Raw genomic sequence first — 15252 nt, 5'->3', positions numbered from 1 at the left:
CGCAATTCCAAAAATCTAAATTTCAACAGGCACCCGTGGTCTGATTCTGTCTCGGACTTCGTTATATAGCTGCACATTAATATCTTGTGCAACTTCCAAGGTTACACAAATAGCGAATTCTATAGGCTCTTCAAAAAGCGTTACAGTCTCATTCGTGCAGTTAACAGTAAAGGCGACATCATCCCCATCTACAAACGCTAATGCCTGGTTACCTACACATATTTCATGTTGTAGAGTACCTCTTTTCACATGCCTCCAATCACAATTTACTCTGGCAGTTCCAAAATCTTCATGATTTGGATCAACCCATAATCTTGCAGAGCGATATTTAGCATTTTTGGGATTAACAGGGCTAAGCCATGCAAGAGTGACTGTAAGCTTTCTTTGTAAAGTTCTTGCTCTTAAAGATGGGGGTAAAGGTAAGCGGTATGTTAGTGATTGGTCATGTCCAATAGCCCCTACACCAATCACTGTCACACGTTGCTGTGTGCAGGAAAGAGATTTATCTACATTTGCAATCCCATAACCAACATTACGAGAAATTAAATTTGATTTTTTATGATGGTCTGTTACTTCTGGGAATGAATTAAGAATCATACTTTCTAATGTACCCCATTCAGCACCGTGGGCTAATAAAGCCTTAATTAGAACAGCATCAAAATTCGCAGGAATTTCATTTGGAGAGCGAGTTCTTAATGTTTCTATAACCTCATGTGCGAACCCCGCTGCTCTAGTAGCTAATGCCGTTGCATTACTGGTACCTCTTGTAAATTTAGTACTGTTTGTACCAGAAATAGGGGCCGCAACTCTGTGACCAGGAGCAAAAGCATTTCTAACTAATGTTAATACAGTTTTATCAGGAGGACTTTGAAGTGCTGGTTTGTATAGTATTTTTCCCCCAGGAAATAATAAATCAGGTTTAACGGCTCTCAAGTATCCATGACCAATTCTTGAAATTGGTGATATACCACCTTTTGTAAAAACGTCAAATGATCTTGGGGGAGGCGGTACTGTGGTTAAATCGTCGTGAATTGCACCGATGGTAAGAGAGTTAATAGACTCAGCTGGAGAAATTAAACGTCGATTGAAAGAATCTGAAAGTAACGCTCTAATCGCAAGGAAATTTCTCTGATCAAGAGGTACATTTGAGATTGTGTCTCTTGGTATATCTAATACCAAATTGTCCTGTAGATTTCCAGCACTTACAATAAAAAGCACTTTGTATTTATAAGACAGCCAATCTAAAAGGCGAGCCCAGGGTGATAACGTATTATCAAAAACACAATCCACGTATCCTAAAGAAAGGTTAATGATTTTCACTGATGGAGCAACAGGAGGGGTATTTCCATCAGATTCAAATATTCTTTTTACTGATCTATGGATTAGGTCTATCAATAAAACATCATTTGGTGTTACTTCGTCCCTAGGCGATCTCAATGCATTGTCAACCGGTTTTAAAACTGGCCTCACATACAAAGGTTTTTTTAACGGATTGGAAGGTCCATCCAAATCACCCATAGAAATCAATGAGGCCATTTCAGTACCATGATTTCTGTCATTTGCTTCGTAGGTTGCCTCCCATCCATCAGGGTCATCCAGAATTATTCTACCTGCTAAATTTGGATGATTTTGGAGCGGCAGACCGTCTAGTAATGCAATCACAGGGGGCCCATTTGGAAGCCTACCAGAAGGCTCTACTGGTGCTAGAGTTGTTGAATCATCATTGCGCTCAGCTATGCTTTGTCCAATCGGTCGAAAAAACATCACTCGATCAGAAAGTACAAGCTCCGGTGGTAAATTACTTAATAATCGCCGAATGCTATCAGAAGGCATTTCCACTAGGAACCCATGATAGGCAATATCTTTGATTAAAGCTCTACTCAAAACGCGACCATTCAATCTTTCGACTAAAGTAGTAATTTCAGCAATAGAACTTTGATTTTTATTTTCAGATTCGTAACACCAAGCTTCAATCTCAAATTTGATTGAAGCTGCTTCAGTCTCTAACTTATCATTCCAGTATTCAATAACCTCAGAAGGTAAGCGATCGGTTGCAGACCAAAACCGGACATCCTTTAGCCTCTTAAATACGTCCTTCCAACGACCAAGACCTCTTTCAAATGAGACATTGCTATCTTCAACATATCTTAACCATAAGCTATGTATTTGTCTTAAAGCTTGCAAATTTGTACCAATAAGAAATAAGCGACCATCCAACGGTTTTGTTTCATCTTCGGAATCATAAAAATCATTATCCGGTTGGATGTTGGTATTAATTGATTCAGCAAGCCAATCAAGATCATTTATTCTTGAAACAGCTCTTATAAACTCATCAACTCTTCCAACAATTTCAAAAATAAGTACTAACTCTGGATTATCGCCAGGGTTATTTGCTAAGGCTACATTTCGTGCCTCGATAGTATTTTGTAGAATTTGAAATTTTGGAGAAAGTCGAGCACCTTGCCTGTCTGACGAAGGTAAGTTTATTCTCGGTGGAGATGGTTGCAGGCTTTCTCGCCGTAATGGGCGGCCTGCTTGTGGGAAGAGAAGTAAAGGTAAGTTTTCTGGCTGTTCTGCCATTTTCTTTTTTATTAAGCGTCAGGGATAGCTCGCTTCCTCCATTGGTGTAATCGTGAATTTACAATTGACTTCATATTTCCAGAAGGTAGTCCTAAAACATACCGTCTAAAGATATCCTCTCCAAATTGCTCTAATTCAGCAAAGTTCACAGGTTTAAATTGCTTCGCTAAAACGGTGCTCGATACCCCTAATTTAATTCCAACTTTGGCTTCAAAGTTTTTAAACCATGTAACAACTTGCTCAAGTGTTGGGGCAGGCAAACTAAGTCTTAGTTGGAATCGTCTCCAAACAGCTCTATCAAGCAACTCGGCATGATTGGTTGCGGTAATTACTACAACATGCGGTGGCAGGGAGTCAATTTGCAATAATAATGAACTGACAACTCTTTTGATTTCACCCGTTTCGTTGGTATCTCCTCTTTCTTTACCAAGCGTATCAAACTCATCAAAAAACAATACACACTCATGTGTTCGAGCAAAATCAAAAAGCTTTTTGAGTCTACTACTTGTCTCTCCAAGGAAACTTCCGATGACTGCCTCATACCGCACGACAAAAAGAGGAATCAACAATTCGGCAGCAATTGCCTCAGCAAGAGAAGTTTTACCATTCCCAGGAGGTCCTTCTAGTAGAATGCGATGCCGAGGCTCTAAGCTATACGATCTAAGCAGGTCTCTACGTTGATGCTCTTCAATTAATTCAAGTACAGCCTGCTGGGTGTCATCAGTCAACAATAAACTGCTGAGTGTTCTGCGAGGTTCAATCTCGTACAACAGCCCACCATGCCCACCATCAAATGAACGCACGACCTCAGCATTACTTGAGTTACTTTTAAAATTATCTTCTAATTTTTTAGCTAAAACATGGTGCTGTTTAGCTCTCTCTTCCGCAACAATCGCGTCAACAGTTGAGCGCAATAGCTTCTGGTCATTTTGACTGCCTGCTTTGACCAAATTAACTAATAAATCCGCTCTTGACATATCACCGATACTCTATAAATTTGGTTCCAATTTTAATATTTAAGCACCAGAATTAATAGAAAAATTTCAAAATATAACTACTAATGTTCACCCAAAGGTGACTAAGCGTCTGAAATCGAGCGCATCCATAAGTCATCCTGGAAAGACACAAAGACAAGAAATAAATTCAAAGGGTAATGATGGCCAGATTAAAATTAATGTCTCTCGTAAACCGGCTCCACACCCAGCTTTTTAATTCTTTTCTTAAATGGCTTAAACGCGCCAGACTTGAGCGAAACAATAAACAAATGGATGGGAAACTCTTTGCTGACCAGGCGCTCGATGACTTTTTTCGAGGGGTCGGTGAGTGAAAAAGTAGGCATTTCAAAGGCGAGCAAATAGTCGCCCTTGGTGTTGTCGGCATCTAACACGCGCTTGAGCAAGTAAACCCTTTTAATATCTTTGGCGTCGCTGGCGATGACGGCCCGGATTTGTTGCACGGTGGCGTCGTCGAGGTCGTGTTGTGCCAGCGTGGCGGCTGGGGTTAAGGTGGAGAGCTCCTGGTGGATGGCTTGCAACTTGTTGGCGCGGGCTTGGTAGCGTTGCAGGTATTCATCGGCGCGTGCCGGGTTTTTGGCGGCGTAGTAATGGTAGGCTTGTTCGCAGGCGGCGAGGATGGCAGATTCGTCTTGCGCCATGACGTACTCTAAATCGTCAATGCCGGTTTCATCGTCGTCGAGGAGTTTGTACACCCCTACTCTATAGCGGCCTTGCAAATGCTCAGGGTGTTGCTGCACAAAGGCTTCAATGGCGGCGCGTTGCGGTTGGTCTGGCGTCAGGTCTTCTTTAATGGCAATCACTTGCCATTGCTCGTCGGCACTCAGCGTTTCTTTGGCGAGCAGTTCATTCAAGGTGGCGGTTTGCGCCTGGATATCCTGATGGCGTGCGCTCCAGTTTTGCTTGATGTTGGACTGCCATTCTTGATCGAGCTTGTGGGTGAAGTGTGGCAGCTCGGCGCCTAGCCAGGCATCGGCGGCGGAGGTGCTGTTGTCTGCGCGTGGCAGGGTTTTCAGGGTCTCAAGTTCCACACCTATGGCTTTCAGGCGATCTTTGATGGCGGGATGCGTGTCGAGATGGTTGGTCTCGTAGGTGTAGGCGAGGTCTATGTAACGATGCAGGGTACCTGGTTCTAGCGTTTGGTTGACGATAGATTGCCAAACGGCGCTTTTATCTTGCATGGGCGTGGGCTCAGTAGCAACGCGTTGCTGGATTTGCGCATGCAGGCATTCTTTTTCGAGCTGGTAGAGCACGTGCACGCGTAACAAGGCGCTGGCGGTGTTTTCTACCCCGGCGATTTTGACCGAGACATGGTCGGCCTGATACTCATTTTTGCGCGCCAACACAAAACTGTAGGCGTTGAAATAAGGCGCATACCAGCCAAACATTTTGGCCACATAGCGCGAGCCCCAGTCACGCCAGCCACTGGCCATGTCGTGCAGGCGCGCCCAGGTGGAGCGCAAGCGGTAAATAAAGCCGGACCAACGGCTATGGTCGCCAGAAAGGTGCCCATACTCATGCGCGATCACTGCCATCGCCTCGCCTTCGGTGAGGCCTTGCAACAGCGGCAGGCCCAGCATCAGGTAATTGGTTTCCCAGCCAAACAGGCCAAAGCGCGGATATTGAATAATCGCGGCATTGATATCATGAGTGAGCAACACATGGCTGATTTTGGGGCCTGCGAGCGCGGTTTCGAGTGACTTGATTTTTTGCCACAGCGCAGGCGCTTGGTCGGGCGTGAGCTCGGTGCCCACTGGCTTATCAAAGCGGCTGAACAAGACTTTGAAAGAGGCCTTGAGCATCAAGAAGGCGGGCAAGATCATTAAAATCAGCAATTTGCCCAGCTTGAGCAAGATGAGTAGCACTGCACCACCAGCAACAAAGGTCAGCGCGACCAAGCCGATGAGTAAGGCCAACGGGATCAAGGCCATCAAGATGGCAAATCCCAGAATCAAAAAGCCTAGCAGGCTGACAAGGATGACGCGGACAAAATAGGTACTGTAATTTTGCTCGGCCAGCCTTTCGGACCGCGTAATCAGGTTCTCTAAAGATGTTTCACGCATGCGCTACCTACCCCTTTACACCAAAGCCAAAACCATTCCAGTCATGGTCGAATCAAGATGAGGAAATCGTTGCACGCCTAGTTTTGTTGTATGCGTTTAATCACGGGGATCAAACAGTCTGGCGCGCTATTTTTTAATGATTGTAAATGATGAGCTATTTTTTAAAATGATTTTTTAATGCAGACCAGAACAGCATCAGCCTTGCACTCAGCAGATGGGTATCACGCTGCTGAGTGCAGCCTAACAATATGCCGCTAGACCATGACTAAAGCGACCGGGTAGCCGCCGAGCTGGCGATCTGCCGTCATTAACGTCACCCCTTCGACCTGCGTCTGCGCAAGCAACATGCGATCAAAGGGGTCTTTATGCACCTCTGGCAAGGTGGCGACGCTCATGGCATGGCTGCTATTGATCGCGATCTCCTCAAAACCGTTCTCCAGCAAGTTACGCCGTAATACGGCCAAGTCCACTTTAAAGTCCGCCCGGCCCAGGGTGTTCTTGATGGCAATTTCCCACAGACTGGCGCTGCTGAAGAAGAGTTGATTGCCTGTATCTTCAATGAGGGCTTTTGCTTTGCTTGGCAGCTGCTCAGCCCCCGCCGCTGCCCAAAGCAAAATATGGGTATCGAGTAACAGCTTCATCTTACTCGAGGCCAAACAGGGTTGAAATTTCGGCTTTGCCCATCTCATCAAAGTCTGTAGGCACCTGAATTTGACCTTGCATAAAGCCAATACGCTTGATTGCGGGCGGCTCAGTCGCCTCTAACCGGGTGACTTTTACCAGCGGCTTACCGGCTTTGGCAATAATGAAAGACTCCCCATTGACAGCCTGATCCACCAGTTTAGAGAGTTGTGTTTTTGCCTCGTGAATATTGATAATTTGCATGATGTCCAACTTAAACTAAGTTTAGTTAGTTTAGTTTAAACAGAAGGGAGATTGGAGTAAAGACTTTCGGACTCAAGCACAGCTTTTTATGAGCTGTTATGGGGCGTCATGTGGCTAAGCATACAATACGTGAACAGATACTCACTGAACTTCTCTATAACGATCAACTTGAGTTTGCACAAATAGTTGAGGCGAACTCAACGCACCTCCAACAGCACTTCTGGATGTTTATGCACAATGCGCATCAAGGTTTGCGCCGCACCTGAAGGTTTAATCCGCCCCTGCTCCCAGGCTTGCAAAGTGCGCACGGATACCCCTAACAATTGAGCAAACTCGCTTTGCGACAACCCCAGCTGGTTGCGTGCTGAAACCACAAAGGAAACATCTACCTGCGTGCTACGCGCCACCTTGCCAGCTTTAAGCTCTTTGACTGATGCCAGCAAGTCTGCCTTGAATTGCGCCATCTCTTGATCAACTTTAGTCATTAATGAACTCCTGTTTTAAAGCACTCAAGAAGTCACTGGGGAGATTGTCAAATTTGGCTTTTGCATACACGATCAGCAAGCCAATTTCTCCCTTCTCGAGCTGGTTAACGTAAATCACCCGTACGCCACTGCGCTTACCCATGCCATCGCGCGCCCAACGCACTTTGCGACAACCACCACTGTTTGGAATCACATCGCCAGCAAGTGGGTTTGCGGCAATCCAGTTGATAAATTCAACGCGCTCTTCATCACTCCATACCATCTTGGCGTACTTGATAAAGATGCTGGTCTCAACAATGGTGAGCATAAACTATACCCTTTAATAGTACAAACGCAAGCAATCGCCAAACGTGTGATGCGCGATTGTTAATTAATGTAAATATAGCATTATCTATTGGGATAGGCGCGCAATCTTCGAGCCATAAAGTTCAACTTAGCCACTAAATTTTAGGTGTTTTATGCAAATACCCCCTTAAAGTATTGAATTGAATCACTTATCTACCGCTTAGCGGTGTATACATCAGTAAAAAACTCTGATATGGTGTTTATAACTAAAAAAATTACGATGTTTTACAACGCATTGTTCCCGGGGTGGGTAAATTCGATTATGGCTAAAAGATCTGGAAAATATTTGTACTCCATACGTAGCGCCAATGGGGTGTTGGTAGAGAATCTGCAGGTGTACGGTAAATCCCGTGCCGAAGCGGATGAGAAAATTCGCCAGATGTATTGGCGCTGCGAAATTTTGAGTTGCAAGCTGGTCGCGGACCTAGATACACGTGCGCCCAACCTCAAAATGCAATGGGTGCGACCGGCACCGCGTGCCGCGGGCTAGTCTCAGCAGCAGACTCAACAAGCACATAAAAAAGGCGCGAATGATTTCGCGCCTTTTTTGTTGTGTGCTAATGGCTAAAGCCCGCGCTTAAAACACCGGATTAAAACAGGGATAAATTGCTGGCCGTGCTCCGCACTCTGGGTATGCGCCGTCTGACCAGTTTTTTAACGCGGCTGTCAGCGGTGCTGGGCAACGGGTCATCAAACAGTGACCCTTGTGCCGGGAACAACTCTTCTTGCGCCTGAAACACCTGCAACTCGGGGCGCAGTTCGCAATCGAGCCGGATATCCGACTTGGGGACGCAGCAGCATGGCAGGATTTCGTCACTGGCAATAAATGCCAGCGGTTGCTCCAGATATTCAACTTCACCATCGAGCAGGCGCACGCGGCAGGCGCCACAATAGCCACCACGGCATTGGTACTCGACCTCATGCCCGGTGCGCTCCAGGCCTTCCAGCAAGGTTTCATGCGGGATCAGGCTGAAGCGGGTATGCTGGCTGCGTATGCTGATCATTTTAAAAATGACTTGTTAAAATCAATAGCGAAACAATCAATAAATGAGCGCGCGGGATAAAGTGCAAGGCGTACGGAGCACAGAAACCGCAATGTACGCGAGAGTACATGAGGGTTTCGCGCACCGCACAACGCCGCAATTTGCCCGCGCAGCCAATTACAACTCAAAGTCGTTGAGATCGTCAGCCGAGACTTCTGAATCAATCTGCCCGATCAAGTAAGAACTTAATTCTACCTCTTGAGGGGCCACTTGTACGGTGTCTGAAGACAGCCAGGTGTTGATCCATGGAATCGGGTTGTTTTTGGCATTGGGAAATGCCGGAGGCAAGCCGACTGAAGCCATGCGAGTGTTGGTGATGTATTCCACGTACTGGCAAAGAATGTCTTTATTAAGGCCAATCATGGAGCCATCTTTAAACAGGTACTCGGCCCACAGTTTTTCCTGCTCGGCGGCGGATTTAAACATCTCGAAGCACTCGGTATGCAGTTCTGCGGCAATCTCGGCAAACTCGGCGTCATCCTGGCCAGAACGCATGATGTTGAGCATGTGCTGTGTGCCGGTGAGGTGCAAGGCCTCATCGCGCGCAATCAGGCGGATGATCTTGGCGTTGCCTTCCATCACCTTGCGCTCGGCAAAGGCAAACGAGCAGGCAAAGCTGACGTAAAAGCGGATGGCTTCGAGGATATTCACGTTCATCAGGCAACGGTAAAGCAGCTTTTTGAGCGCACGCTTGTTGACCACCTTGGTCTCGCCATTGATGACATGATTGCCCTCACCCAGCTGCGAGTACAGCATGGTTTGCTGGATCAGCTCATCGTAATAATGCGCAATATCCGAAGCGCGTGCCGTGATGTTTTCATTGCGCACGATGTCGTCGAACATCACCGACGGATCATTGACGATATTGCGGATGATGTGGGTGTAGGAACGCGAGTGAATGGTCTCGGAAAACGCCCAGGTTTCAATCCAGGTTTCCAGCTCAGGCAGGGACACCAGTGGCAGCAAGGCCACGTTGGGGCTACGGCCCTGAATCGAATCCAGCAAGGTCTGATACTTGAGGTTGCTGATAAAAATATGCTTTTCGTGCTCGGGCAGATTCTGGTAATCGGAACGGTCTTGCGACACGTCAACCTCTTCCGGGCGCCAGAAGAAGGAGAGTTGCTTCTCGATCAGCTTCTCGAATACCGGATATTTCTGCTGGTCGTAGCGCGCCACATTGACGGGCTGCCCAAAGAACATGGGTTCTTTTAACTGATCATTATCGGTTTTGGTGAAGATGCTGTAGGCCATCTGTGTTCCTAATGTTTAAGTTTAATGCTCAAACTGTTTTTAAATTGTACTTATTACCCCACTGCCATAAGCGTTGAAACAGTGAGCGAGCGGGATAAAGTGCAAGGCGTACGGAGCACAGAAACCGGAATGTACACGTGAGTACATGAGGATTTCGCGCACCGCACAACGCAGCAATTTGCCCGCGCAGCCACTGAGTCAATGCTTATTTAAATTTTGCAGGCTCCGCTGGCACACCCATCGTCCTCAGCTTCCGTACCGCCCTCGCTCGCACCATCGCGAGTGTTGTGGTAGTACAGTGTTTTAACGCCGAGTTTGTAAGCTTGCAGCAGATCTTTCAGCAGTTGCTTCATCGGCACGCGGCCGCCTTCAAAACGGGTTGGGTCGTAGTTGGTATTGGCTGAAATCGATTGATCGACAAACTTCTGCATCACGCCCACCAGCTTGAGGTAGCCGTCATTGCTGGGGATGCGCCACAACAACTGGTACTGGTTACGCAGGCGGTCAATCTCAGGCACCACCTGGCGCAAGATGCCGTCTTTGGATTGCTTGACCGAGACCAGGCCACGCGGTGGCTCAATGCCGTTGGTGGCATTGGCAATCTGGCTGGAAGTCTCGGAAGGCATCAGCGCCGTCAGCGTGGAATTGCGCAAGCCATCTTTCTGGATTTCCTTGCGCAGGCTTTCCCAATCCAGACGCAGCGGCTCGTTGCACACGGCGTCGAGGTCTTTTTTGTAGGTATCAATCGGCAAAATGCCTTTGGCATAAGTGGTCTCGTTAAACGCACCACACGCGCCAAACTCGCGAGACAGTTGTACGGACGCTTTTAGCAGATAGTACTGAATCGCCTCAAACGTGCGGTGGGTCAGGCCCAGCGCAGCGTCATCGGTATAGCTGGTGCCGTTTTTCGCTAGGTAATAGGCATAGTTGATCACACCCACGCCCAGTGAACGGCGCTTGTCGGTGGCATTGAGCGCGGCTTTGACTGGGTAATCCTGGTATTCGAGCAAGGCATCTAATGCACGAACCACGAGCTCGGCCAGGCCTTCGAGCTCATCCAGAGATTCCAGCGCGCCCAGGTTAAATGCTGACAGGGTACACAGCGCAATTTCGCCTTCGGTGTCGTTGATGTCATTGAGCGGCTTGGTTGGCAGTGCGATTTCCATACACAGGTTGGACTGGCGCACCGGCGCAACGGCCGGATCAAACGGGCTATGCGTGTTGCAATGGTCCACGTTCTGGATGTAGATGCGGCCGGTACCGGCGCGCTCTTGCATCATGAGCGAGAACAAGTCTACGGCAGGCAAGCTGCGCTTGCGGATGCTGTCATCGGCTTCGTATTGGGTATACAGGCGCTCAAAGGTATCCTGATCGGCAAAGAACGCGTCATACAGGCCGGGCACATCATGCGGCGAGAACAAGGTGATCTGTTCACCTTTGATCAGGCGCTGATACATGAGGCGGTTGATCTGCACGCCGTAGTCGAGGTGGCGCACGCGGTTTTCTTCCACGCCACGGTTGTTTTTGAGGACCAGCAGGGATTCAACCTCAAGGTGCCATAACGGATAGAACAACGTGGCCGCCCCACCGCGTACCCCGCCCTGTGAGCAGGATTTGACCGCAGACTGGAACAGTTTATAGAACGGCAGGCAGCCGGTGTGCTGTGCTTCACCGCCACGAATTTCACTGCCCAGCGCACGGATACGGCCGGCGTTGACGCCAATACCGGCGCGCTGCGACACGTATTTGACAATCGCGCTGGAAGTGGCGTTGATGCTATCGAGACTGTCATCACACTCAATCAGCACGCAAGAGCTGAACTGGCGTGTCGGCGTCCGCACGCCAGACATAATCGGGGTCGGCAGCGAGATCTTGAAGGTAGACACCGCATCATAAAAACGCTTGATGTAATCGAGACGCGCCTGGCCTTTGTAGTTAGCAAACAGGCTCATCGCCACCAGAATGTAAAGAAACTGCGGACTCTCGTAGATCTTTTTGGTGACGCGGTTTTGTACCAGGTATTTGCCCTCAAGCTGCTTGACCGCAGCATAAGAGAAACTCATATCGCGCCAGTGGTCCAGATAGCCATTCAGCGTATCAAACTCTTCGCGGCTGTAATCCTTGAGCAGGTGCGGATCGTATTTTCCCAGCGCGGTCAGGTTGGTCACATGGTCAAACAAATGCGGTGGCTCAAACTGGCCGTAAGCAATTTTGCGCAGGTGAAAAATATTCAGGCGCGCGGCCAGGTACTGGTAATCCGGGGTTTCTTCCGAAATCAGGTCGGCAGCAGATTTGATAATGGTTTCATGGATATCGTCGGTGCGGATACCATCATAAAACTGGATATGCGAACGGAGCTCCACCTGTGACACCGACACATTGTTAAGGCCTTGTGCGGCCCAATCAATGACGCGATGAATCTTGTCGAGGTTAATCGGTTCCTTGCGGCCATCACGTTTCGTGGCTTGCATGGATTCGTATTGTGTCATGGTGGCTCCCAGTGCTGGCGGCGGAAGGGACACGGCACTGGCTGCGGGGCGCATTTTTTCTGGCAATAGCCTGCCCGTTGTCGAGCAATCAAAGAAAAAACCTGCACCCGTTTAAAGACCAGACTTGCAATCAGTACAGGACTCACTGCATCTGCCGAGGACACCCCGCCTCAAACGTTAACAAGAAAAAATCACGGCAGGTCTCCTGGCTCTCAGGTCATGATTGTTTGCCTTGGCCTTCCCGAATCGCTTCAGTGGCGAGCAAAGCAGCAAACAACTCGCTGATTACAGTTGCGGGGGCAGCTCTGGCTTGACAATGGCCATCGCCATCGCGCACCAGATTCCCTTTTAAAGACAGGCACTGATCAGTGCCCGTATACCGTATGGACGTGACTATAAATCAATATATATGCATTTTCAACATACAAAAACACAATATATTGTTACAAGACAGTAAGTGATTGTTTTGCCTGAATATATTTTTTTGCAAGGCCCAGAGCAAGCATTTTGTACTGTGCCCTGATGTTTGCCCAGCCTCAAACAATGTTTTTTTGCCTCACCGCCAGGCGACTTGAGGCGACAAGCCAGCGTCAGACCAGCCTACTGACGCTGGCGAGATGGCAGCTGTCATCGCAGCCATCCTCACAGCCATCTCGTTTAAAAATCCAGCTGTGCACTGGCTTTAAAGATACGCGGCTCGCCTTGCGTCAGGAAATTCCAGTCGCCATGTGCTTGCCAGTATTTTTCGTTGGTCAGGTTCTGCACCCCGGCACGCAAGGTAAGTTGATGCGCGTTCAGCTTGGTGTGATAGCGCGCACCGAGGTCGAACAAGGTATATCTGTCCAGTGCATGGGTATTGGAGGCCTCAAGATAACGCTGACCGACGTAACGCGCGCCTGCCGACAGTGTCAGGCCAGGCAAATCCATCACCTGGTAGTCCGCATACAGCGCTGCACTCCAGCTGGGGGCATTAGCGGCATCCTTGCCATTCACGCTGGCATCATCACTTTTGTTTTCGCTTTGCATCCACACCAGGCTGCTGCGCAACGCCCACTGGCTGCCTAACTCGACACGGCCAGCCAGGTCTAGCCCGCTCAACACCAACCCTTTGCTTTGTTGCACATAGACATTGTCTGCATTGGTATACGCCAAACCACGCTGCATGCGGAACAGTGCGGCCTCGGCCGACCAGAAACTACCCTGTTGCTTGAGGCCAATTTCATACTGCTTGCTTTCAAGCGGACCAAACGACTGGTTTTCGTTATTGGTGCCTATGGGTGCCGTATTGCCTTCTTCGAGCGCTTCAACATAGCTGGCGTAAGCCGTGATGGACGCTTGTGGCTTCCAGAGCAAGGCGTAAGTCGGCGTCATTTTGCTTTTTTTGTAGGTGGGGCCGTTGGGCTGGGTTTTCTCATAGTTGCTATGTCTCAGACCAATAATCGTGCTCCATTCCGGCGTCCACTGCAGGGTATCACTCATAAACACACCGACATTACGGGTTTTGAAAATGGTACTCAAATTCCGGTTGATACTTGCGTCAGGATCAGTCTCATCACTGCGGCCAGTGTACAGGTTACCCGTCCCCAATAAGGCAAAGCTGTCTGGCGCGCCACTGCGATGCACCGTCTGCAAGTCTGCGCCTGTGACCAGGGCATGCTTGATCTGGCCGGTTTCAAACTGGCCATGCAGCATCAGATTGGCTGACTGATTGTGATGTTGGCTATACCACTGCACTTGCGCATCGCTAAAGTTTCCCGCATCGTCATTGATGGTCATATAACTATCGTAATTGGTACGCCTGAGCTTGGAAACCCGCGCCGCAGTGCTTAAATACCACTGGTCATTAAACTGCCAGCGCAACGCCGTGCCTGCCGTCATCATCTCGGTTTCATGATAAGTGAAGTCCTGCGTCAAGCGGCGTGCGCCATCAATCGGTTTAGGGCTGGCGGCATTTTGATCCACCACCAGGGCAAACATGGATCCATTGACCTTGCGCTTCTGGTAGAGACTATCCAGCTCAACCGTGAGTTGATCCGAAGGTTTGAAATCCAGCGCCACAGAGGCAGAGTCGCGCTTGATCGGGGCATCAAGATAGGTATCCCCTGCCTCATGGATGTAGTTAATACGCATGCCCGCACGCCCCTCTGCAAAGCGGCGACCAACATCCAGATTCAGGTTGTACTGGCTATCCGTCATTAAGCCCGCCGTCACGCGGGTGACTGGCGTATCCCCGGCGCGTTTGAGTCTGTAATTGAGGATGCCGCCCGGTTGCGCAAAGCCGTACATAAAACCGGACAAGCCTTTCAGCAGCTCAACCTGCTCAAAATGCTCAATCGGTAAATCGGTGTTCCATGGTGAAATATTCAGGCCATCGATCTTGTAGCCATTCAATAAATCCAGTGCCAAGCCTCTCACCGTAATCATGGTACTCTCCCGGGCCACGCCATTACTGGACGCGGTGACGGCTGCATCCAGCTTGAAGGCCTCGGCAACATTGCTAGCTTGGCGATCTAAAATGTCCTCAGCCTTGACCACACTGACTGAAAACGGGGTATCGAGTAAGGACTTGTCGCCCAGCGCCCCCTGACTGGCAGTACTCGCTTCATAACGGCTTAACAGACCGTTACCCTCTTTACTGGCCTGCACCTGTACCTCGCTTAAGGTTTGTGGCGCGTCTTTTTCGGTGATGACAGGAATCACACTGAAATGCGTTTCATCCGTCTGTTGTAATGCCAGGCCGGTATTTTCCAGTAATTGATGCAATGCGGCTTGCGCAGTGTAGCGGCCTTTAAGCGCGGCTGCTTTCTTGTCAGCCAACAGCGCGGCATTTGCACTCAAACTCATGCCCGTTTGTGCTGCGACTTGCGTCAATGCGGTTGAAAGCGGCCCTGCGGCAACATCAAAAACATAAGTGGCCTCTGTGGTCTGTGCCCAAGCGGCTGGCGCAAGCGGATGCAAGCCCATGGCGGGAAATAGCAGTGCTGCTCGCACAAGCAGCTTGCGCATCTGTGGACGGAATAAAACTGGGGATGACATGATATCAGGCTCCAAAGTTGAATATTGAATGGGTTCAACTGGTATGCCGGATGAGCATCAAA

The 15252-nt window shown here is 49.0% G+C and carries 12 protein-coding genes and 1 riboswitch; of the genes, 1 reads left to right on the top strand and 11 read right to left on the bottom strand.

Annotated elements, in window-relative coordinates; translation table 11 throughout:
• Window positions 1-15: 15 nt before the first annotated feature.
• The 7 genes from ACFQ1T_RS12950 to ACFQ1T_RS12920 all read right to left on the bottom strand — a co-directional run bounded on the left by ACFQ1T_RS12950 (window position 16) and on the right by ACFQ1T_RS12920 (window position 7333).
• Entirely contained in the window at window positions 16-2580 is a 2565-nt protein-coding gene (locus tag ACFQ1T_RS12950) for a S8 family peptidase (RefSeq protein ID WP_379077444.1), read from the bottom strand.
• Window positions 2581-2591: 11 nt separating this feature from the next.
• Window positions 2592-3557 carry an AAA family ATPase gene (locus ACFQ1T_RS12945; RefSeq protein WP_379077441.1) on the bottom strand — a complete coding sequence of 322 codons (966 nt, stop codon included), beginning with the start codon at window positions 3555-3557 and terminating at the stop codon, window positions 2592-2594.
• 194 nt (window positions 3558-3751) lie between these two features.
• Window positions 3752-5656 (bottom strand): M48 family metallopeptidase, encoded by a 1905-nt coding sequence (locus tag ACFQ1T_RS12940; protein WP_379077438.1) that lies wholly within the window; start codon window positions 5654-5656, stop codon window positions 3752-3754.
• Window positions 5657-5910: 254 nt separating this feature from the next.
• The gene (locus ACFQ1T_RS12935; protein ID WP_379077436.1) at window positions 5911-6297 is read right to left on the bottom strand and encodes a type II toxin-antitoxin system VapC family toxin; all 387 of its coding nucleotides are present in this window, start codon (window positions 6295-6297) and stop codon (window positions 5911-5913) included.
• Window position 6298: 1 nt separating this feature from the next.
• The gene (locus ACFQ1T_RS12930; protein WP_379077433.1) at window positions 6299-6541 is read right to left on the bottom strand and encodes a type II toxin-antitoxin system Phd/YefM family antitoxin; all 243 of its coding nucleotides are present in this window, start codon (window positions 6539-6541) and stop codon (window positions 6299-6301) included.
• 197 nt (window positions 6542-6738) lie between these two features.
• On the bottom strand, window positions 6739-7026 hold the full coding sequence (locus tag ACFQ1T_RS12925) for a helix-turn-helix domain-containing protein (protein WP_379077431.1): 288 nt from the start codon (window positions 7024-7026) through the stop codon (window positions 6739-6741).
• Entirely contained in the window at window positions 7019-7333 is a 315-nt protein-coding gene (locus tag ACFQ1T_RS12920; RefSeq protein WP_275356986.1) for a transcriptional regulator, read from the bottom strand. The genes ACFQ1T_RS12925 and ACFQ1T_RS12920 overlap by 8 nt, the downstream gene beginning before the upstream one ends.
• Window positions 7334-7633: 300 nt before the next feature.
• Here ACFQ1T_RS12920 and ACFQ1T_RS12915 point away from each other — a divergent pair, with 300 nt between their 5' ends.
• Window positions 7634-7861: a hypothetical protein gene (locus tag ACFQ1T_RS12915; protein ID WP_228518658.1), complete on the top strand. Its 228-nt coding sequence runs from the start codon at window positions 7634-7636 to the stop codon at window positions 7859-7861.
• A 100-nt stretch (window positions 7862-7961) separates the two neighbouring features.
• Here the strand turns inward: ACFQ1T_RS12915 and yfaE are convergent, their stop codons facing one another.
• The 4 genes from yfaE to ACFQ1T_RS12895 all read right to left on the bottom strand — a co-directional run bounded on the left by yfaE (window position 7962) and on the right by ACFQ1T_RS12895 (window position 15190).
• Window positions 7962-8375, bottom strand: coding sequence for a class I ribonucleotide reductase maintenance protein YfaE (yfaE, locus tag ACFQ1T_RS12910; RefSeq protein ID WP_313983734.1), 414 nt, complete (start codon window positions 8373-8375; stop codon window positions 7962-7964).
• 156 nt (window positions 8376-8531) lie between these two features.
• Complete coding sequence (nrdB, locus tag ACFQ1T_RS12905) at window positions 8532-9665, bottom strand: class Ia ribonucleoside-diphosphate reductase subunit beta (RefSeq protein ID WP_275356988.1); 1134 nt, start codon at window positions 9663-9665, stop codon at window positions 8532-8534.
• A 209-nt stretch (window positions 9666-9874) separates the two neighbouring features.
• Window positions 9875-12154 carry a class 1a ribonucleoside-diphosphate reductase subunit alpha gene (nrdA, locus tag ACFQ1T_RS12900; protein WP_379077426.1) on the bottom strand — a complete coding sequence of 760 codons (2280 nt, stop codon included), beginning with the start codon at window positions 12152-12154 and terminating at the stop codon, window positions 9875-9877.
• A 178-nt stretch (window positions 12155-12332) separates the two neighbouring features.
• Window positions 12333-12553: riboswitch (cobalamin riboswitch) on the bottom strand.
• Window positions 12554-12811: 258 nt separating this feature from the next.
• Window positions 12812-15190: a TonB-dependent siderophore receptor gene (locus ACFQ1T_RS12895; RefSeq protein WP_379077424.1), complete on the bottom strand. Its 2379-nt coding sequence runs from the start codon at window positions 15188-15190 to the stop codon at window positions 12812-12814.
• Between the last annotated feature and the right edge of the window lie 62 nt (window positions 15191-15252).

Source organism: Methylophilus glucosoxydans, from assembly GCF_042676145.1.
Lineage (GTDB): Bacteria > Pseudomonadota > Gammaproteobacteria > Burkholderiales > Methylophilaceae > Methylophilus > Methylophilus glucosoxydans.
Note: the sequence above shows the minus strand (reverse complement) of the source record. Positions and strands in the feature narration are given on the sequence as shown.